Origin of the sequence: Arthrobacter sp. NicSoilB8 (assembly GCF_019977355.1) — a bacterium.
Lineage (GTDB): Bacteria > Actinomycetota > Actinomycetes > Actinomycetales > Micrococcaceae > Arthrobacter.
The window spans coordinates 1,240,728-1,260,977 of sequence record NZ_AP024655.1; the positions used below are offsets into that span (position 1 = coordinate 1,240,728).

Genomic DNA, 20,250 nt, shown 5'->3' on the forward strand with positions numbered 1-20,250 from the left:
GAGCCCCGGCCCTCCCTTGCGGGAGAGCCGGGGCTCTGTTGTCTGGTTTGCGCCGAGTTGGCTTGCGCCTGGGCGGCTTGTGCCTAGATCTTGTGCCTAGATAAAGAACTACTGCTTGGTGATCGGGCCGAGTACCGGATCGTTGACGTAGGCAGTGTGGACGTTGGCCTGGGTCACGATGACCGGCTCCAGCAGGTACGCCGGAACAACCTTGACCGTGTTGTTGTAGGACTTGTCGTCGTTGATCTCCGGCTTCTTACCTGCCTGGATGTCGTTGACCATGACGATCGAGTGCTCAACGAGCGCGCGGGTGTCCTTGTTGATGGTGGAGTACTGCTCGCCCGCCATGATGGACTTGACGGACTCAACCTCGGAGTCCTGGCCCGTGACAACCGGGATCGGCTTGCCGGCGGCCTTGACGGAGGTGATGATCGCGCGGGCCAGGGTGTCGTTCGGGGACAGCACGCCGTCGAGCGAGGCGCTGCCGTAGGTGCCGGCGAGCAGGGTGTCCATGCGCTTCTGGGCGTTCTCGGCCTTCCAGCCCTGGGTAACGGCCTGCTCGAAGCTCGTCTGGCCGGAGAGGACCTTCAGGGTGCCGTCGTCCATCTTCGGCTTCAGCACGCTCATGGCGCCGTCGAAGAAGACCTTCGCGTTGGCGTCATCCGGGGAACCTGCGAAGAGTTCGATGTTGTACGGGCCGCTCGGCTTCTTGGCCTTCATGCCTTCCAGCAGGGCCTGGCCCTGGAGCACACCGACCTTGTAGTTGTCGTAGGCCACGTAGTAGTCCACGTTCTCGGTGTTCAGGAGCAGCCGGTCGTAGGCGATGATGGTGGCGCCGGCGTCCTTGGCCTGCTTGAGCTGGGTGCCCAGCTGCGCACCGTCGATGGCGCCGACGATGATGACCTTGTCGCCCTTGGTGATCATGGCGCTGATCTGGTTCTGCTGATCCGAAACGCCGCCGTTGGCGAACTGGACGTCCGGCTTGTAGCCGGCCTTGGTGAGGCCGTCGTTGAACAGCTGCTCCGCCAGGACCCAGTTTTCCGAGGTCTTCTGGGGCAGTGCGACGCCGATCGAGGAGCCCTTCGGGAACGCTTCGCCGCCGGAGGAGGAACCGCCGGTAGTTCCGGTGTCGGAACGGCCGCAGGCTGTCAGCGCCAGTGCCGCAATAGCAGCGATTGCTGCTGCCTTTCCTGCTTTACCAATCATTCGCATTGCTTGGTTCACTTTCTTTTGGTGGTGTGGGGAGAATTGTGGGTCGTGGGTCGTGGGTAACGGGGGACCAGATCAGATCCCCCTCGAGATGACCTCTTTGGTTTGGGTGGTTTCGTCCGCTTTGATTTCGCTGCTGCGGCCGAAGTTCTTCATGAGCATGCCGATGACGGACTTCTTGCCCTGAGACTTGTTGTAGACGTCAAACGCGACGGCGATCAGGAGCACCAGGCCCTTGATGATCTGGGTGAGGTCGGCGCCGACGCCGAGCAGCTGCAGGCCGTTGTTCAGCACGGCCATGACCAGGCCGCCGATGATCGAGCCGATCACGGTGCCCACGCCGCCGGTGACCGCGGCGCCGCCGATGAAGACGGCCGCGATGGCGTCCAGTTCCCAGCCGACGCCGTCGAACGGGCCGGAGGCGGTGGAGCGGCCGACGAAGATCATGCCGGCGAGTCCGGCGAGGACGGACATGTTCATCATGACCAGGAAGTTGACCTTCTTGGACTGCACGCCGGAGAGCTCAGCGGCGTGCCGGTTGCCGCCGACGGCGTAGATGTGGCGGCCGATAACGGTCTTGGAGGAGATGAAGCCGTAGATCAGGATCAGGACGGCCAGGATCAGGCCCGGGATGGGGAAGGAGGTGCCGGGCCGGCCGGTGGCGAACAGGTACGTGGCGTAGAGGATGGCGCCGCAGACCAGGACGAGCTTGAGGATGCTGACCCAGGCCTCGGGGACCTCGGCGCCGAGGGCCTTGGCGTTGCGGCGGGAGCGGATCTCGCTGAAGATCACGTACGCGACCGCGAGCAGGCCCAGCAGCAGGGTGAGGTTGTTGTACCCGGTTTTCGGGCCGACCTCGGGCAGATAGCCGGAGCCGATGTACTGGAAGTCGCCCGGGACCGGGATGGTGTTGGACTTGCCGACGAACTGGTTGGCGCCGCGGAAGATCAGCATGCCCGAGAGCGTGACAATGAACGCGGGAATGCCGACGTAGGCCACCCAGAATCCCTGCCAGGCCCCGATCGCGACGCCCAGCAGCAGCCCGAGCAGGATCCCGACGTACCAGGGCAGGCCCCAGTCGCGGATGAAGAGGGCCACGCAGACGCCCACGAAGGCCGCGACGGAGCCGACGGAGAGGTCGATGTGTCCGGCGATGATGACCAGCACCATGCCGATGGCGAGGATCAGGATGTAGGAGTTGCCGTTGAAGAGGTTGATGACGTTGCCCGGCGTGAGCGTGCGGCCCTCCGTGAAAATCTCGAAGAACACGATCAGCGCAACCAGGGCGAAGATCATGCCGAATTGGCGGGTGTTGCCGCCAAAGAGCTTCTTGAGCGCGTTCATTGTTTCAGTCCTTGTGTCCGGGGTGTTCGGATTGTTCTGTTTGGTCCCAAAGGATCAGGCGGATTTGCGGGCGGACGTCATGAGTTTCATGAGGCTTTCCTGGCTGGCTTGGTCTTTGTCCAGCACGCCGGTGATGGCGCCCTCGAAGATCGTGTAGATCCGGTCCGAGAGGCCCAGCAGCTCGGGCAGTTCCGAGGAAATGACGATCACAGCCTTGCCCTGGTTGGCCAGATTCTGGATGATGCCGTAGATCTCGTACTTGGCGCCGACGTCGATCCCGCGGGTGGGCTCGTCCAGGATCAGCACGTCCGGGTCGGTGAACATCCACTTGGCCAGGACAACCTTTTGCTGGTTGCCGCCGGAGAGCTTCGCGACGCCTTCCTCCACGGAGGGCGTCTTGGTCCGCAGCGACTTCCGGTATTCCTCCGCGACCGCGTATTCCTTGTTCTCGTCGACCACGAAGTGCTTGCTGATCTTGCGCAGGTTCGCCGAGACCGTGGTGGCCTTGATGTCATCGAGCAGGTTCAGGCCCAGGGACTTCCGGTCCTCGGTGACGTAGCCCAGCCCGGCGTCGATCGCCTGGCGGACGTTCTTGAGCTGCAGTTCCTTCCCGTCCTTATAAACATGGCCGGAAATGAAGCGGCCGTAGGAGCGGCCGAACACGGAGCGGGCCAGCTCGGTGCGCCCGGCCCCCATCAGCCCGGCGAACCCGACGATCTCGCCCCGGCGGACGAAGAAGCTGGAGTTCTTGCACACCAGGCGGTCCTGGATCTGCGGGTGCCCGACGTTCCAGTTCTTCACCTCGAAGAGGACCTCGCCGATCTTCGGCTCGTGGTCCGGGAACCGGGATTCCAGCGTCCGGCCCACCATGCCCTTGATGATCCGGTCCTCGTCGACGCCGTCGGCCTTGACGTTCAGGGTCTCAATCGACTTCCCGTCCCGGATGATCGTGATCTCATCCGCGATCTGTTCGATCTCGTTGAGCTTGTGGGAAATGATGATCGAGGTGATCCCGCGGCCCTTCAGGCCCAGCATGAGGTCCAGCAGGTGCTGGGAATCGGACTCGTTCAGCGCCGCCGTGGGCTCGTCCAGGATCAGGAGCTTGACCGACTTGTTCAGCGCCTTGGCGATCTCGACCAGCTGCTGCTTGCCGACTCCGATTTCCTTGATGGGGGTGTCCGGGTCCTCGCGCAGCCCCACCCGGGCCAGCAGCTCGGTGGACCGTTTCCGGGCCTCGGCCCAGTCGATCACGCCGCGCTTGGTGGGCTCGTTGCCGAGGAAGATGTTCTCCATGATCGACAGTTCCGGGATGAGCGCGAGCTCCTGGTGGATGATCACGATGCCGGCGTGCTCGCTGGCGCGGATGTCCTTGAACTCCTGGACCTCGTTCTGATACACGATGTCGCCCGTGTAGGTCCCGTACGGGTAAACCCCGGAGAGCACCTTCATCAGGGTCGACTTCCCGGCGCCGTTCTCACCGCAGATGGCGTGGATCTCGCCGGCCTTCACCCGCAGGTTCACATCGGCCAAAGCTTTAACGCCGGGGAACTCCTTGGTGATGGATCGCATCTCGAGGATTAGCGGATCACTGTGCGTGTTGAGGGACGTCATCTGCCCTTACGCCTCCAATGCATGACTTCGTTGTCCGCCCCTGCAAACCGCAGGGCCGTCTGATGGAAAAGTAAACTGGATCACGCCCTTGTCGTCAAGTCTTTAACGCAACGGGCGGATAACGAAATGGTTAGTTGCGCCTGATTCCGGCGTGCTGGAAGACCAAAGCCGTGGCCCCGAGGGCCTCCGCACGGTCGCCCAGGGACGACATCGTGAGGGTGGTTGTCTCGCCGATGACCGGCACCGCGTGGCGGATCAGGCCTCGCCGGATCGGGTCCAGGAGGAGTTCGCCGAGTCCCGCCAGCGGGCCGCCGACCACAATGACTTCGGGGTTGATCAGGTTCGCCACGTTGCCCAGGGCGCGTCCGACCGCGAGGCCGGCGTCGTCCACCACGCGCAGCGTCGCGGAGTCCCGTTCCAGGGCCTTCCGGACGATGTCCCCGGGCGTGAGCGGCCGGTCCTCGCCGCGGCTTAGGAGCTCGATCATGGTGGTGGTGGACGCGATGGTTTCCAGGCAGCCGCGGTTCCCGCAGCGGCAGATCAGCCCGTGCTCGTGTATGGTGGCGTGGCCGATTTCGCCGGTGATGCCGACGTTGCCGTAGTACGGGACGCCGTTGAGGATCAGCCCGGCGCCGATGCCTGAGCCGATCTTGAGGAACATCAAGTTGCTGATGCCGCTGTGCGGGCCCCAGGTGACCTCGGAGAGGGCGCCCAGATTGGCGTCGTTGTCGACGAATACGGGCAGGTCAAGCGCTTCTTCGAGGCGTTGGAGGATGTTGATGCCCACCCATTCGGGCAGGATCGCGCCCTGCGCCACGGTGCCGGTGCGGCGGTCGATGGGACCGGGAATTCCGACGCCGGCACCCACCAGGGCGCTGCGCTCCACGCCGCTTTCTGCGAGCAGCCGGTCCAGCACGCCGACGGCGGCCTGGATCCCCTCCTCGGCATGGTGGCCCAAGGGGAGCAGGACCGACTCCTCGGCAATGACGTGGTAGCTAAGCGAGGCCAGCACCACGCGCAGGTGGCGCCGGCCGAAGTCGATCCCGACGGCGACGGCCCCGTTGCTGTTGAGCCGCACGTTCAGCGCGCGCCGGCCGGAGCTCGTGATCGGCTCGGTGGATGCCAGCCCGGCGTCCTGCATGATCTTGACGATGTTCGAAACCGTGGCCGTGGAGAGGCCCGTCTGGCGGGCCAGTTCCGCCTGCGTGGAAGGGCCCGCGAGGAGGCATTCGATGATCCGCTGCTGGTTCAGATGCCGGAGGGCGGACTGCGATCCCGGGTTCTTGGTTCGGCTCCTCGTTGAGCGCGTTGGTGAGGGCATGCTATGAAGCGTGACGCATCGGCGGCTTGTAGTCAAGAAGTTAACGCATTGATAACGGCAGCCCCGGTTTCAGGGGACGCGACGGGCCCGCGGGCCTCCCGGCCTCCATGGGCGGGACGTTCCGCCCTGTTCGCCCGCCACCCGGGCGGAAATGCACCAAATGCGGCATTGCGGGCCGCGGCTACTCTGGGACCAGAGAGTCCGCAGTGCTCCTGCGGAAGGACCCGAAGAGTCATGAGGTAGTAATGGTGCTGCTGGCCCTGATGCAGGCGAACGCCGCCGTGCTGGATGTGACGGCGAACTGCGCCGCGGTGGACGAGGCGGCCCGCGAGGCGTCCGCCGCCGGTGCGCAGCTGCTGCTGACGCCGGAGCTTTTCCCCGTGGGCTACGCGCCGCTCCGGCTGCGGTCAGGCTTCGATCCGGGCACGCTGCCTGCGCTCCGGGAAGCCCTGGCCGGCATCGCCCGGCGCCACAACATCGCTCTCGTCTACAGCCTCCCCGCCGTCACGCCGGCCGGGGAGTGGCACATCTCTGCCTCCCTGGTTGACGCGTCCGGCGACGAGCTGCTCAGTTACGACAAGGTGCACCTGTTCGGCCCCGAGGAGCGGGCGGCGTTTACGCCCGCCGCGGCGGCGCCCGGCGTCGTCGACTTCCACGGGCTCAAGACGGCCCTGGTGATTTGCTACGACATCGAGTTTCCCGAGTCCGCACGGGCCGCCGCCGTGCGCGGCGCCGAACTGCTGCTGGTGCCGACGGCACTCGCGGGCGGGTTCGAGGCCGTGCCCCAGGTGCTGGTCCGGGCCAGGGCGCTGGAGAACCAGCTGACGGTGGCGTACGCCAACCACGCCGGCACGGAGGAAGGCTACGACTTCCGCGGCGGCAGCATCGTGGCGGGCCCGGACGGAACGGCCCTGGCTGTGGCCGGACCCGGGCCGGAACTGCTCTTTGTCGAGCTGGGAGGGGCCGAGCTGGGAGGGGCCGAGCACGCCGCCGGGGACGGCAGGGACGACGCGGACCGGGCAGGTGACGCGGACGACGCCGTCGCGTACCTGCGTGACCGCCGCCCCGACATCTACCGGTCCTGGGACATCTGACCCGCGGGAGCGCCTACCGGTCCTGGGACATCTGACCCGCGGGAGCGCCTGATTCGGCCGAAGTGACGGCTGCCGGGGCCGGGGCTGGGGGCGGACCTGCGCCAGGTGACGCAGTGCCGGGCAACTCGGGTCCGCCCTGGTCCTGATGGGCGATGTACTGGAGAGCGATCCACAGCTCCGCGCGGGCCTGGGCCTGGTTGAGGTCCAGGCCCAGCAGTTCGGCGATGACGCCGACCTGCCGGCGGACGCTGTTGCGGTGCAGCCCGGTGGCCTTGGCCGTGGCGTCCCAGCTGCCGTTCTCGCCAAGCCAGGCCCGCAGGATGCCCAGCAGGGTGTCGCGGCGCTCCGGTTCGAGCGCGAGCACCGGCGCCAGCAGGCGGTCCGCCAGCATAGTGCCGGCCTCCGAGCCCAGCAGCCCCGTCACGGACCAGGTGACCTCCTCCGCCCGGACGCTCCGGCGGCCGGTCAGCACCCGGTTGCGCAGCGACGACGCAGCCTGGTAGGCGCCGGCAAGTCCCGTGAATTCGGTGCCGCCGCCGATCACCAGGCGCCAGCCGAGCCGCTCCACCTCGGCGAGCAGGGCGTCGTCGACCTTGAGCCGGGTGATCGCGGCGAAGCCGTAGTCGGTGTGCTCCACCAGTTTGGTGTCGAACAGGCGGCGCCATTCCAACAGCTCCCGCACCCGGCCCTCGCCCGCGTGGCGCGGTCCGCCCGCGGCACGGTCGCCTCCCGCTGCGGCGTCCACCCGGACGCCCTGGACCACCCGCAGCTGGGCGGACCGGGTGGAGGAGATGCTCTGTGCCAGCAGGTCCTTCAACCCGTTGACCTGCCGTGCGGTACCCGATGCCACGCTTTCCGGGTGCAGCAGCAGTGCCGTGGCAAGCTGGCTGGGGGCCAGGGAACCGCTCGTGCGCTGCCGGACCAGCAGCTCCAGCAGCCCGACGGCGGTGGAGACCACGCTGTTCTGCGCCGGCGTCAGCGGGGCGTCCGTGCCCAGGACGAGCGCGCCGAGGTTGGCGTCCCGGGTGCTGCGCAGCGGGTACCCGAAGACCAGCGATGAGCCTGCGGCGTCGAAAGAATCCATCTCCACCCGGGGGCCGCTGCCGGAGAGCAGCCGGGCCAGCAGCGGCTGCAGGACGGCGGAATCGGCTCCCGGCACGGTGCCGGCCGCGGAGTGCGCGGTGTGCGGGCCGGGGGAGCTGCCCGAGCCGCGGGCACGCACCCGCCCGTCGGCCCCGACCAGCACGGCCCAGACCGGGACGCGCTGCACGAGGGCCGCGAGGAGCTCGTGCTCGGGGCGCGCAGACAGGACCGCCCGCATGAGCTGCCGGTTGGTGTCGGCCAGTTGGCGGAAGGTCCTGGCGTTGTCCGACTCAAGGAGCCGGGAGAACTCGAGTCCCAGCGCGGCGAACGGGATGGTCCCGGGGATGGACACCAGGGTCAGGTTGTGTCGCCGGCAGGACCGGACCACGGTCTCCGGCACGGCCTCGAAGTAAGGTTCCAGGCCAAAGCCGAGGGCGCCGACCCGGGCCCCGACCAGCCGGCGCATGTAGGCGTCCACCGCCTCCTCGCTGCCGCCCTCGCCGACGAACGGCAGACCGGCCGTGAGCAGGAACTCGCCGTCGAGCAGATAGGGGGTCGGGTCATCCAGCTCGCTCGGCTCCACCCAGCGCAGGCGCTCGTCCCCGTTGCCGCCGTCGTGCAGGACGCCGAGCTCCGGCAGCTGGCGCAGGAACTGTGAGAGCGTGACGAAACCAAACCGCTCGGAGTCCTCAGCAGCCACGGCCGCAGCCCCCGTCCCGCCGGTCCCGCCGGTCCCGAAACCGCGCGGGCAGTGCATTAAGTCTCATGACTGAAGAGTACAGGTCATTTTGCACAACCGTGAGAGGTGGCTCACATGCCTAGGGTGGTCAGGGGAATCCGACCACTACTGAAGATAAGGACGTCAACGATGACTGTGCCAACTCTGATCGGGGAACGCCCGCCGGCCGCCGCCGGCCGTCCCGGGCTCGCCGCCCAGATCCTGCGCCGCAAGCCGATCGGGCAGCTGGTCAGCGAGGCCGAAACCGGGCACGGCGGCACGCGGCTGGTCCGCAGCTTCGGCGTGCTGCAGCTGACCATGATCAGCGTCGGTGCCACGCTCGGCACCGGCATCCTGGTGATCCTGGGCGAATCCGTGCCGCTCGCCGGCCCTGCCATCTGGATCTCCTTTGCCATTGCCGGACTCGCCGCTCTGCTCTCCGCCGTGTCCTATGCGGAGATGGCCGGACTGGTCCCCGCCGCCGGTTCCAGCTACTCGTACACCTACGCCACCATGGGCGAGGGCATGGCCTGGATCTGCGGCTGGTGCCTGGTGCTCGAATACGCCGTCTCCGTGGCCGCCGTCGCGGTCGGCGCGGGCCAGTACGTCAACGAGGCCCTGGCGGTCTTCGGTCTGTCCCTCCCGGACGCCATGTCGCAGCCGCCGGGAGCCGGCGGGGTGCTTAATGTGCCCGCGATCGTCATTGTGGTCCTGGCCATGGTGTTGTTGGTCCGCGGCGCCAAGGAGAGCGCCTGGATCAACACGGCGATCGTCCTGGTCAAGGTCGGCATCCTCCTGTTCTTCTGCGCCGTGGCCTTCACGGCCTTCAACGGCGGACACTTCGAACCCCTCATGCCGATGGGCGCCGCCGGCGTCTCGGCCGCCGCCTCCCGGGTCTTCTTCTCCTACATCGGCTTCGACGCCGCCTCCACGGCCGGCGAGGAAGCCCGCAACCCCAAGCGCGACCTCCCGCGGGCCATCCTGCTCTCCATGCTGATCGTCACCAGCATCTACGTGCTCGTCGCCGTCGCCGCCATCGGCGCCCGCCCCTGGGGATGGTTCGACGGCACCGAAGCCGCCCTCGTGAAAATCCTCGAGGAAACCACCGGCCAGCCCTGGGTCGGCGTGGTGTTCGCCGTCGGCGCCGTGCTCGCCATCGCCAGCATCGTGCTGACCGTGCTCTACGGGCAGACCCGGATCCTGCTCTCGATGTCGCGCGACGGCTTGGTCCCCAAGGTCTTCGGCCGGGTCTCGGCCCGGACCGGCACGCCGGTTGCCGGAACCCTGATCGTGGGCACCGCCGTCGCCGTGACCGCCGGCCTGGTGCCGCTCGGCGCCCTCGCCGACGCCACCAGCATCGGCACCCTGTTCGCGTTCGCGCTGGTCAACGTGGCAGTCATCTACCTGCGGCGGACCCGGCCGGAGCTCACGCGCAGCTTCCGCGTCCCGCTGTTCCCGCTGACCCCGATCCTCGGCGCCCTCATGTGCGCCTACCTCATGGCCAACCTCGGTGCCGAGACCTGGGTGGTCTTCGGTGCCTGGATGCTCGTGGGCCTGGCCGCCTACTTCGGTTACGGCCGGAAGAACTCCAGGGTGGCCGCCCTGAGCCACGAGGAATACCGTGAACTATCAAGCCGCCAACCCGTCACCACCACAACCCAGGAACTGAAGGCAGAGATCTCATGACCACCGCCACCGAACTGCCGGCCCCCGAACCGGCTTTCACTCCGGCAGACAGCCCGGCCGCCACTCGTTCGGCGCAGGCGCCGATCACCATGCTGAATCCGGACTTCCCGTTCAGCTACGACCACTACCTCGCCCACCCCGACGGCCTGGGCTCGGTGCCGCCCGAACTGTACGGGACGGAGGTCGCCGTCGTCGGTGCCGGCCTGTCCGGGCTGGTGACCGCCTATGAACTCATGAAGCTGGGCCTGCGGCCGGTGGTCTACGAGGCCGACAGGATCGGCGGCCGGCTGAGGACCGCCAGCTTCCCGTCCGCGCCGGGCATCGTGGCGGACCTCGGCGGCATGCGGTTCCCGGTCTCCGGCAGGGCCTTCTACCACTACGTGGACCTGCTCGGGCTGGAGACCCAGGAGTTCCCCAACCCTCTGGCGCCGGCGACCTCCAGCACGGTGATCGAGCTTGCGGGCCAGAAGTACTACGCCGAGACCGCGGCGGACCTGCCCCCGTTCTTCCTCGAGGTGGCGGACGCGTGGAAGGCGGCCGTGAACGACGGCGCCCGGTTCGCCGAAATGCAGGACGCGATCCGTGCCCGGGACACGGCAAAGATCAAGGAACTGTGGAACGCGCTGCTCCCGGAACTGGACGAGCAGACCTTCTACGGCTTCATCGCCGGCAGCGACTCCTTCAAGGAGGCCGGCTTCGCCCACCGCGAGGCGTTCGGGCAGGTGGGCTTCGGCACCGGCGGCTGGGACACTGACTTCCCCAACTCCATCCTCGAAATCCTCCGCGTGGTCTACACCGACGCCGATGATCAGCACCGGCTCATCGCCGGCGGCGCGCAACGGCTCCCCGAGGCACTGTGGGAGCACGCGCCGTCGGGCATGGCGCACTGGCCGGACGGCACCTCCCTGGCATCGCTGCATGCCGGTGCCCCGCGGGGCGCCGTGGAGCGCATCGCCCGCGACGGCGCCGGCGACTTCCGGATCCGCGAACGCTGGGGACGCGAATCCGCGTACCCGGCGGTGGTGACCACCTGCCAGTCCTGGCTGCTGTCGACACGGATCCACACCGACGAAACCCTCTTTCCCGCCGAGCTGTGGACCGCGATCGAACGCTCGCACTACATGCAGTCCTCCAAGACCTTCGTCATGGTGGACCGGCCGTTCTGGAAGGACATCGACCCGGAGACGGGCCGCGAGGTCCTGTCCATGACGCTGACCGACCGGCTGAACCGGGCCACGTACCTGCTGGACAACGGCCCGGACCAGCCCGCCGTGATCCTGCTGTCCTACACCTGGAACGACGACGCGCTGAAGTGGCTGTCGCTCGACGCGGACGCGCGGGCGGAGCTCATGCTGCACTCGCTCGAGCAGATCTACCCCGGCGTCGACATCGCCAGCCACATCGTGGGCCAGCCGATCACCGTCTCGTGGGAGGCCGACCCCAACTTCATGGGAGCCTTCAAGGCCAACCTGCCGGGACACTACCGCTACCAGCAGCGGCTCTTCACCCACTTCAAGCAGAACGGGCTCCCGGTCGAACAGCGCGGAATCTTCCTCGCCGGCGACGACGTCTCCTTCACCGCAGGCTGGGCCGAGGGCGCCGTCACCACCGGACTGAACGCGGTCTGGGGTGTGGTCAACCACCTTGGCGGCCGGACCCCGGCGGGGAACCCCGGACCGGGCGAGCTGCTCGACGAGCTGGGTCCGGTCGCGCTGGACTGAGCGGTTCGGCCGGCAGCAGGGTGGGCGCTGGCAGGTGTTTGGCGCGGGCAGTCAGCCCGCTATGTCACGCGCTTTGCCGTTGACGTGCCGTGCCGTTGATGTGCCGTGCCGTGCCGTGCCGTTCACGCGCTGTGCAGTTCGCGGTGCGCCCGCGCCAGCTCCTGGTAGTGCGCGGCGTTGTGCTGGACGCCCGCGAACTCCTCGTCGCTGAGCTCGCGGCGGACCTTGGCCGGAACGCCGGCGACGAGCGAGCGGGGCGGGATGACCGTGCCCTCCAGCACCACGGCGCCGGCGGCAATGAGCGAGCCGGCGCCGATCACGGCCCCGTTGAGGATGGTGGCGCTCATGCCGATCAGGCAGTCATCCTCCACGGTGCAGCCGTGCACCACGGCGCTGTGGCCGACGCTGACCCGCGCGCCCACAGTGCAAGGGAAGCCGGGGTCGGCGTGCAGCACCACGTTGTCCTGCAGGTTGCTGCCCGCGCCCACGCTGATGGCGGCGGTGTCGGCGCGGACGGACACGCCGTAGAAGGCGCTCGAGTTCTCGGCCAGGGTGGCGTTGCCGATCACCGAGGCCGTGGGGGCGACGAAGGCGGAGTCATGGACGGCCGGCGTCGTGCCGGCGAACGCGTAAAGGGGAGCCATGCCCCCAGCCTAGGACACTTCCCCGCCCAACTAGCTAGCAGCAGGGGCCGTTTTGAGCGCTCAAAACGGCCCCTGCTGCTAGTCAGTTGGGTCAGGCGGGGGAGCGGAGGACCATGAACCCGCCGCCGCCCTCGCCGCTGCCGAACCCGCCCTCGCCGCCGCCGAACCCGCCCTCTTTGTCGCCCACGCTGTGCGGATCGGGCACGGGAAGCACGACGGCGATCGGCGCGCCCGGTTCCGCCACCCGCCAGAGTTCGTGGACGACGTCGTCCCACTGTTCCGGCGGAAGGCCCGCCAGGGCGTCCACCGCCCACACCGAGGAGAACGCGGCGTCGGCGAAGGGCAGCGGCGCCGGGCCCGCCACGGAGGCCTCGAGCCCGTGCGCCCGTGCGACGTGGATATTCTCCTCGGACGGGTCGACGCCGGTGAAATGGATGCCGGCCTGCACAAAGTGCAGTCCGTCGGTGCCGGGGCCGCAGTCCAGCCCGAGCACGGCGTGCCGGCCCTCGGACTTCAACAGGGCCACGAATGATTCGAGCCGGTCCTTCCGGGTGGATTCCATAGCTCTAGTCAAGGACTGGTTTCAGTTAAAGACAACCGTCCGGTTGCCGTCGAGCAGGACGCGGTGCTCGGCGTGCCACTGCACGGCCTGGGCGAGGGTGCGGCCCTCCACATCGCGGCCCATCTGGACAAACTGCTCGGCAGTGCGCCGGTGGTCCACCCGGATGACTTCCTGTTCGATGATGGGTCCCTCATCCAGGGCGGCCGTGACATAGTGCGCTGTGGCACCGATGAGCTTCACGCCGCGGGCGTGCGCCTGGTGGTAGGGCCTGGCGCCCTTGAAGGAGGGCAGGAACGAGTGGTGGATGTTGATGGCCTTGCCCGTGAGTTCGGTGCAGAGGTCGTCGGAGATGATCTGCATGTAGCGCGCCAGGACGGTGAGCTCGATGTCATGCTCTTTCATCAGGGCGCGCAGGGCGTCCTCGGCCCGGACCTTGGTGTCCGGGGTGACGGGGATGTGGTGGAACGGGATCCCGTAGAACTCCGCCAGGCCCTGAAGGTCAGGGTGGTTGGAGACAATGGCCGGAATCTCGATCGGCAGGGTGCCGGAGCGCTGCAGGAACAGCAGGTCGTTCAGGCAGTGGGCCGAGGTGCTGGCCATCAGCAGGGTGCGGACTTTCCGGCCGGCCGGGTTGAGGCTCCACTGCATCCCGAAGGCCTGCGCCACGGGCTCGAGCGCGGCCTGCAGCTCCGCCTGGGACGCCGCCGTCGTTGCCTCCACGCGCATGAAGAAGGTGCCCGTGCCCTGGCTGCCGTACTGCTGGGAGTCCGTAATATTGCAGCCCGCCACGAGGAGGGCGCCGGCGACGGCGTGCACGATGCCGGGCCGGTCGGGACAGGACAGGGTCAGGATGTAGGAGGCAGTCAGGTTCGCGTCAGTCACGAAGAACAGCCTACCTGCGCTTCAAGGGCGGTTTTGAAAGCGTTTTGGTAGTGTTAAACCGTCGCAACTGGCGTTGGATGGCTAACCATCAGGGAGCGGCACTCACGAAGACCACGGATCGTACGCCTGGGCCGAGGGTCATGTCTTACCGGTTGGCAGCCTCACCGCTGCGCGCCGTTGCCGGCGCCCGTCCAGGGCGCCAACCGCCGCTGTCGCGGCCCGCTGTCAAGGGGCCCGTAATCAAAGGGCGGTGCAACGGGCCAGCCGGTAGCCTGACCAATAGCCGTACCCGTTGCCTACCAGGAGTTCCTCGTGACTACTACTACCGCCACCTCAGCCGCCGTGAGCAACCAGCCGCTGGCCGAACTCGACCCTGAAATCGCCGCCGTACTGGCCCAGGAGCTGGGCCGCCAGCGCGGCACCCTGGAAATGATCGCCTCCGAAAACTTCGCCCCGCGCGCCGTGATGGAAGCCCAGGGTTCCGTCCTGACCAACAAGTATGCCGAGGGCTACCCTGGACGCCGCTACTACGGCGGCTGTGAGTACGTCGACGTCGCCGAGCAGCTCGCGATCGACCGCGTCAAGGAGCTCTTCGGCGCCGAATACGCCAACGTCCAGCCGCACTCCGGCGCGCAGGCCAACGCCGCCGCGCTCGCCGCCATGATCACCCCCGGTGACAAGATCCTGGGCCTGTCCCTGGCCCACGGCGGACACCTCACCCACGGCATGAAGCTGAACTTCTCCGGCAAGCTCTACAACGTGGCCGCCTACCAGGTCGAGGAAGACAACTTCCGGATCGACATGGACAAGCTGCGCGAGCAGGCCATCGCCGAAAAGCCCCAGGTGATCATCGCCGGCTGGTCCGCCTACCCGCGGCACCTAGACTTCGCCGCGTTCCGCTCGATCGCCGACGAGGTCGGCGCGCTGCTCTGGACCGACATGGCGCACTTCGCCGGCCTGGTCGCCGCCGGGCTGCACCCGAGCCCGGTCCCGCACTCCGACGTCGTCACCTCCACAGTGCACAAGACGCTGGCCGGCCCGCGCTCCGGCGTGATCCTGGCCAAGCAGGAATGGGCCAAGAAGCTTAACTCGGCCGTGTTCCCGGGCCAGCAGGGCGGCCCGCTCATGCACGTGATCGCCGCCAAGGCAGTGGCCTTCAAGATCGCCGGCACCGAGGAATTCAAGGAGCGCCAGGAGCGCGTGCTGGAAGGTGCCAAGATCATCGCCGAACGCCTCGGCCAGGCAGACGTCGCCGACGCCGGCGTCTCGGTCCTGACCGGCGGCACCGACGTGCACCTGGTCCTGGTGGACCTGCGCAACTCCCAGCTGGACGGCCAGCAGGCCGAAGACCTCCTGCACTCCGTGGGCATCACCGTCAACCGCAACGCCGTGCCGTTCGACCCCCGCCCGCCGATGGTCACCTCCGGCCTGCGCATCGGCACCCCGGCCCTGGCCACCCGTGGCTTCGGCGCTGAGGAGTTCACCGAGGTCGCGGACATCATCGCTACGGCGCTGGTAAAGGGCACGGCCGGCAGCGTCGATATTGAAGCCCTGCAGGCCCGCGTGGACAAGCTCGCGGTCGACTTCCCGCTGTACCCACAGCACGAGCAGTGGTAGTCCATGACTTCTGCTGAGACTGCAAGAAGAGCGCAGATCCTGGACGGCAAGGCTACCGCTGCTGCCATCAAGGCTGAGCTGACGGAACGCGTGGCCGCACTCAAGGCCAAGGGCGTCACCCCCGGACTGGGCACCATCCTGGTGGGCTCCGATCCGGGCAGCACCTGGTATGTCGGCGGCAAGCACAAGGACTGCGCCGAGGTGGGTATCACGTCCATCCGCCGCGACCTGCCGGAAGAGACCACCCAGGAAGAACTGCTGGCTGTGGTCCGCGAGCTCAACGAAAACCCGGAATGCACCGGCTACATCGTCCAGCTGCCGCTGCCCAAGCACATCGACCAGGACGTCATCCTGGAGGCCATGGATCCCGAGAAGGACGCCGACGGCCTGCACCCGATGAACCTGGGCCGGCTCGTGGCCAACGTCAGCGGACCCATGAAGTCCCCGCTGCCCTGCACGCCCAAGGGCTGCGTGGAGCTGCTGACCCGGCACGGGATCAGCCTGAACGGCAAGCGCGTCCTCGTAGTGGGCCGCGGCGTCACCATCGGCCGCCCGGTGGGACTCCTGCTGACCCGCAAGGACGTCAACGCCACGGTCATTCTGGCCCACACGGGCACGGTGGACCTGCCGGCGGAACTGCGGCAGGCGGACGTCGTGATTGCCGCCGCCGGGCAGCCGCACATGATCAAGGCCGGGGACCTCAAGCCCGGCGCGATCGTGCTTGATGTCGGCGTCAGCCGGGTGGACGATGGCAACGGCAAAGCCGTGGTCACTGGAGACGTTGACCCCGCCGCGGCCGACGTCGCTGCCTGGATCTCGCCGAATCCCGGGGGAGTGGGCCCGATGACCCGGGCCATGCTCCTCGCCAACGTGGTGGAAACCGCGGAACGCCAAGTAGCGCAGGAAAGCCACTCCGGGCCCGCCTAAGGCCTGCCGGCGGCGGGTGAGCCCGGCTTCGGCCGGCCCACCCGCCGCCGGATTCCGTGCTTTTCCCCGCCGCCGGGCATAACGGAACGAATACGTCAGGAGTTTTTACGAAAAGACTCTTTCATAGTTTGCGGCGATCCACTACCGTGGTGCGGGTGTCCGAACTTGTCTCGAAAGAATCACCCGTAAGCAGCCCTTCCGACGCCGCTCCGCAGTACGTCATCACTGCCGAGAACCTCACCAAGCGCTACGGCGACGTCACCGCCGTCGACGGCATCTCCTTCCGCGTCCCCGCCGGGGAAGCCTTCGGCCTGCTCGGCCCCAACGGCGCCGGCAAGTCCACCACGATGAAGATGATCGGCGGGGTCTCGCAGCGCACCTCCGGCAGCCTGAGCATCATGGGCCTGGACCCAGAACAGCACGGGCCGGAAGTCCGCGCCCACTTGGGCGTCGTCCCGCAGCAGGACAACCTGGACGAGGAACTGAAAGTCCGGGACAACCTGCTGGTCTACGGCCGCTACTTCGGCCTGCCCATGAGCTACCTCAAGCCCAAGGCCGACGAGCTGCTCGAATTCGCCCAGCTCACGGACAAGGCCAAGTCCAAGGTGGACGCCCTGTCCGGCGGCATGAAGCGACGCCTCACGATCGCCCGCTCCCTCATCAACGAACCCCGGATCCTGCTGCTGGACGAGCCAACCACCGGCCTGGACCCGCAGGCCCGGCACATCCTCTGGGACCGGCTGTTCCGGCTCAAGGAACAGGGCGTCACCCTGATCCTCACGACTCACTACATGGACGAGGCCGAGCAGCTCTGCGACCGCCTGATCGTGGTGGACAAGGGCAGGATCATGGCCGAAGGATCCCCTGCCAGCCTGATCCGCGACTACTCCACCCGGGAGGTCCTGGAACTGCGCTTCGGCTCGGAACGCAACGCCAGTGTCGGCGCGGAGCTCGAAGGCATCGGCGAACGCCTCGAGACCCTGCCGGACCGGGTGCTCATTTACGCCCACGACGGCGAGGCCGCCCTGGAGCAGGTCACCGCCCGGGGCCTGCGGCCGGTCACGTCGCTGGTCCGCCGCTCCTCGCTCGAAGACGTCTTCCTGCGCCTGACCGGCAGGAGCCTCGTTGACTAGGGGAGAGCCGGCCAAGGCGGCGCTGACTTCGGCACTGCAGACGACGGCGGCCACTGCGGCCACTGCGGCGGCGGGCACTGCGGTTGCGGGCACTGCGGCGGGCACGGCGCCGGCCCTGCGCGCGCACTCGCCGGAAATCTCGGCCGCCCGCGCCCGCCGCTGGGGCGCCTTCTACTACGCCGAACAGGTCCTGCGGGTCATGAAGGGCTACGGCTGGACGATCGTCATGTACGGCGTGGGACAGCCGGTGGCCTACCTGTTCGCGATGGGCGTCGGCCTGGCCACGCTCGTGGAGGCCAACGGCGCCGGCGTCTTCGGCGGGGTCAGCTACCTGACGTTCATCGCCCCGGCGCTGCTGATCTCGGCGGCCGTCATGACGGCCGCCAATGAGTTCACGTTCCCGGTGATGGACGGTTTCAAATGGCGGCGCGTCTACTACGGCCCGCACGCCTCGCCGCTGACTCCGGAGCAGATCGCCGGCGGCCAGGTCATCGCCGTCACCCTCCGATTCCTCCTGCAGTCGGCCATCTACTTCGCCGTCGTCGCGCTGTTCGGGGCCGCGCCCGGCGCCTGGGGCTGGGTTTCGATCCTCATCGCCACGCTCGCCGGCCTGTCCTTCGGCCTGCCGCTCATGGCCTACGCGGCCACCATCAAAGATGACCGCGGCCAGTTCGCCATGGTCATGCGGTTCATCGTCATGCCGCTGTTCCTGTTCTCCGGCACGTTCTTCCCGCTGGACTCGCTCCCGCTCGGCGTCCGCTGGATCGGCTGGATCTCACCGATCTGGCACGGAACGGAACTCGGCCGCGTGGTCAGCTACGGATACGACGAGGAACCGTGGCTCACCGTCGTCCACCTCGTCTTCCTGCTGGGCCTGGCGGCGGCCGGCTGGGTCCTGACCAAACGCCAGTTCGCCAAAAGGATGGCCTCATGAGCGTTCTCACCGGAAGCTTCAACACCGGCGACCACAGCGTCACGGACGCCGCACGGCAACGGCGCTTCGGGCCCATCTACTCCCGCAACGTCCGCGCCGTCGTCGCCCGCGGGCTCATGGCCACCAAGAGCAGCAACTGGATGGTCATGGTCTCCGGGTTCTTCGAGCCCGTGCTGTACCTGATCTCCATGGGCGTGGGGCTGGGCGCGATCGTGGGCTCCGTCCAGGGACCGGGCGGACAGGAAATCAGCTACGCCGCGTACATCGCGCCGGCGCTGCTGGCGGTGTCCGCCATGAACGGCGCCGTCTATGACTCCACCTGGAATGTCTTCTTCAAGATGAACTTCGCCAAGCTGTACCAGGGCATGCTCTACACCTCGCTGGGGCCGCTGGATGTCGCCATGGGCGAAATCTTCCTGGCCCTGCTGCGCGGGGCCATGTACGCCACCGGCTTCACCGCCGTCATGGGCGTGATGGGCCTGATCACCACGCCCTGGGCCATCCTGATGATCCCGGCCTCGGTGCTCATCGCCTTCGGGTTCGCGAGCTTCGGCATGGGGATCACGAGCTTCATGAAGACGTTCCAGCAGATGGACTGGATCAACTTCGTGATGCTGCCGATGTTCCTTTTCAGCGCCACGTTCTACCCGCTGACCGTCTACCCGCAGTACATCCAGTGGTTCATCCAGGCCATGCCGCTGTGGCACGGCGTGGAACTGCTGCGCCAAATCAGCGTCGGCGTATTCACCCCGGCCACCGCGGTGCACATCGGCTACTACCTCGTCATGATTGCCCTCGGCGTCCTGCTCACCACGGGCCGCCTGCGCCGGCTCTTCCTCAAGTAGCAGTCCTTCGAAAAGGGCGAACCCCTGACCGGAACATGGCACGCACTCGTGATCGACTGCGAGGATCCGGACCGGCCCGCGGGCTTTGACCACGAGCTCCGGGCATGATCAGGGGTGCAGGAGGCCGCGGACTGGATTTCGATCGCCGACGCCGACGCCGCCGACCGCCCCGCCGCCGGCACCCGATCGCCCAGAATCCCCAAGTAACTCGCAGCAGGGGCCGTTTTGAGTGCTCATAACGGCCCCTGCTGCGAGTTAGTTGGGCGGGCGGAACGTTTCGTCGGCCGGGGCGGAAGTTCGCCCGGGGTGGAAGCGCCGCGGGCGGCCGGCCCCGTTTGCGATAATAGGCTCATGCAATCTCTGGGTAGCTCCGCGTCCACGTCCACCACGGCCACGGGCCGGTTCTCCATGTTCCGCATCAGCGGGCCGGGGATGCTGGTCTTCATCATCGCCTTCACGGTCGCCGTCATCTTCGCGGCCAACCAGAACGACGTCGTCGGCTGGATCGTGGCGATCATCGCCGGCGCCTGGCTGGCGCTGGCCACGTTTGTGGTGTTCAGCATCCAGAAGGCCGCCAAGAAGGCCGGGGCCAGGCTCGACGAGGCCCAGAACGCCTTCAACGCCGCGACCGGCCGGGCGCCGTCGCCCGGCAGCGTGGACCATGGCGGCACCCGCGTGGTCAGTGAGGGCCGCGCGGCGGAAAGCGTCCGGGACATGAAGCTGGACCACTCGTTCAAAATCGTCCAGGTCCAGGTCCGCGTGGTCGAGCAGGAACGCGCCAAGGGCCAGGCCGCGGACCACGAGACGATCCGCCGGGCCCTGGAGACCATCGAGATCACCGCAACCAACGCACGGGACATGATCAAATCCTCCGGCGGCGACGACGAACCCGTCAGCGGAACCATCATCGACTAGAGTG

The 20,250-nt window shown here is 67.6% G+C and carries 17 protein-coding genes; 9 read left to right on the forward strand and 8 right to left on the reverse strand.

The annotated features are described in order from the left end of the window. Positions 1-108 precede the first annotated feature (108 nt). The 4 genes from LDO15_RS05590 to LDO15_RS05605 form a co-directional block, all read right to left on the reverse strand. Complete coding sequence (locus LDO15_RS05590; RefSeq protein ID WP_223984858.1) at positions 109-1,212, reverse strand: sugar-binding protein; 1,104 nt, start codon at positions 1,210-1,212, stop codon at positions 109-111. 72 nt (positions 1,213-1,284) lie between these two features. Further along, positions 1,285-2,553: a multiple monosaccharide ABC transporter permease gene (gene mmsB, locus LDO15_RS05595; protein WP_223984862.1), complete on the reverse strand. Its 1,269-nt coding sequence runs from the start codon at positions 2,551-2,553 to the stop codon at positions 1,285-1,287. A gap of 54 nt (positions 2,554-2,607) precedes the next feature. Next, complete coding sequence (gene mmsA, locus LDO15_RS05600) at positions 2,608-4,164, reverse strand: multiple monosaccharide ABC transporter ATP-binding protein (RefSeq protein WP_223984865.1); 1,557 nt, start codon at positions 4,162-4,164, stop codon at positions 2,608-2,610. 130 nt (positions 4,165-4,294) lie between these two features. Further along, positions 4,295-5,485 (reverse strand): ROK family transcriptional regulator, encoded by a 1,191-nt coding sequence (locus LDO15_RS05605; RefSeq protein ID WP_223984868.1) that lies wholly within the window; start codon positions 5,483-5,485, stop codon positions 4,295-4,297. A gap of 245 nt (positions 5,486-5,730) precedes the next feature. On the opposite strand from LDO15_RS05605, the gene LDO15_RS05610 reads away from it, so the two are divergent. After that, the gene (locus tag LDO15_RS05610) at positions 5,731-6,579 is read left to right on the forward strand and encodes a nitrilase-related carbon-nitrogen hydrolase (RefSeq protein ID WP_223987102.1); all 849 of its coding nucleotides are present in this window, start codon (positions 5,731-5,733) and stop codon (positions 6,577-6,579) included. Positions 6,580-6,592: 13 nt separating this feature from the next. Here LDO15_RS05610 and LDO15_RS05615 read toward each other — a convergent pair whose 3' ends face one another. Next, positions 6,593-8,419 (reverse strand): PucR family transcriptional regulator, encoded by a 1,827-nt coding sequence (locus tag LDO15_RS05615; RefSeq protein ID WP_223984870.1) that lies wholly within the window; start codon positions 8,417-8,419, stop codon positions 6,593-6,595. 111 nt (positions 8,420-8,530) lie between these two features. On the opposite strand from LDO15_RS05615, the gene LDO15_RS05620 reads away from it, so the two are divergent. After that, complete coding sequence (locus LDO15_RS05620; protein WP_223984872.1) at positions 8,531-10,066, forward strand: amino acid permease; 1,536 nt, start codon at positions 8,531-8,533, stop codon at positions 10,064-10,066. Further along, positions 10,063-11,787 carry an NAD(P)/FAD-dependent oxidoreductase gene (locus LDO15_RS05625; RefSeq protein ID WP_223984875.1) on the forward strand — a complete coding sequence of 575 codons (1,725 nt, stop codon included), beginning with the start codon at positions 10,063-10,065 and terminating at the stop codon, positions 11,785-11,787. The genes LDO15_RS05620 and LDO15_RS05625 overlap by 4 nt, the downstream gene beginning before the upstream one ends. Before the next feature lie 122 nt (positions 11,788-11,909). Here LDO15_RS05625 and LDO15_RS05630 read toward each other — a convergent pair whose 3' ends face one another. The 3 genes from LDO15_RS05630 to purU form a co-directional block, all read right to left on the reverse strand. After that, the gene (locus LDO15_RS05630) at positions 11,910-12,431 is read right to left on the reverse strand and encodes a gamma carbonic anhydrase family protein (RefSeq protein ID WP_223984877.1); all 522 of its coding nucleotides are present in this window, start codon (positions 12,429-12,431) and stop codon (positions 11,910-11,912) included. A gap of 91 nt (positions 12,432-12,522) precedes the next feature. Continuing rightward, positions 12,523-12,993, reverse strand: coding sequence for a class I SAM-dependent methyltransferase (locus tag LDO15_RS05635; protein WP_223984879.1), 471 nt, complete (start codon positions 12,991-12,993; stop codon positions 12,523-12,525). 21 nt (positions 12,994-13,014) lie between these two features. After that, the gene (gene purU, locus LDO15_RS05640; protein WP_223984881.1) at positions 13,015-13,875 is read right to left on the reverse strand and encodes a formyltetrahydrofolate deformylase; all 861 of its coding nucleotides are present in this window, start codon (positions 13,873-13,875) and stop codon (positions 13,015-13,017) included. Between the two features lie 312 nt (positions 13,876-14,187). On the opposite strand from purU, the gene glyA reads away from it, so the two are divergent. The 6 genes from glyA (at position 14,188) to LDO15_RS05670 (ending at position 20,246) form a co-directional block, all read left to right on the forward strand. Further along, entirely contained in the window at positions 14,188-15,492 is a 1,305-nt protein-coding gene (gene glyA, locus LDO15_RS05645) for a serine hydroxymethyltransferase (protein WP_276572943.1), read from the forward strand. Positions 15,493-15,495: 3 nt separating this feature from the next. Then, the gene (locus LDO15_RS05650) at positions 15,496-16,419 is read left to right on the forward strand and encodes a bifunctional methylenetetrahydrofolate dehydrogenase/methenyltetrahydrofolate cyclohydrolase (protein WP_223984882.1); all 924 of its coding nucleotides are present in this window, start codon (positions 15,496-15,498) and stop codon (positions 16,417-16,419) included. 221 nt (positions 16,420-16,640) lie between these two features. After that, positions 16,641-17,552 carry an ABC transporter ATP-binding protein gene (locus LDO15_RS05655; protein WP_223987106.1) on the forward strand — a complete coding sequence of 304 codons (912 nt, stop codon included), beginning with the start codon at positions 16,641-16,643 and terminating at the stop codon, positions 17,550-17,552. A gap of 115 nt (positions 17,553-17,667) precedes the next feature. Next, a complete protein-coding gene (locus LDO15_RS05660; protein ID WP_223987108.1) occupies positions 17,668-18,486 on the forward strand; it encodes an ABC transporter permease in 819 nt (272 codons plus the stop codon). Beyond that, positions 18,483-19,331, forward strand: a complete 849-nt coding sequence (locus LDO15_RS05665) for an ABC transporter permease (protein ID WP_223984883.1) — start codon at positions 18,483-18,485, stop codon at positions 19,329-19,331. The genes LDO15_RS05660 and LDO15_RS05665 overlap by 4 nt, the downstream gene beginning before the upstream one ends. A gap of 351 nt (positions 19,332-19,682) precedes the next feature. Continuing rightward, positions 19,683-20,246, forward strand: a complete 564-nt coding sequence (locus tag LDO15_RS05670; protein WP_223984885.1) for a hypothetical protein — start codon at positions 19,683-19,685, stop codon at positions 20,244-20,246. Positions 20,247-20,250: the final 4 nt, after the last annotated feature.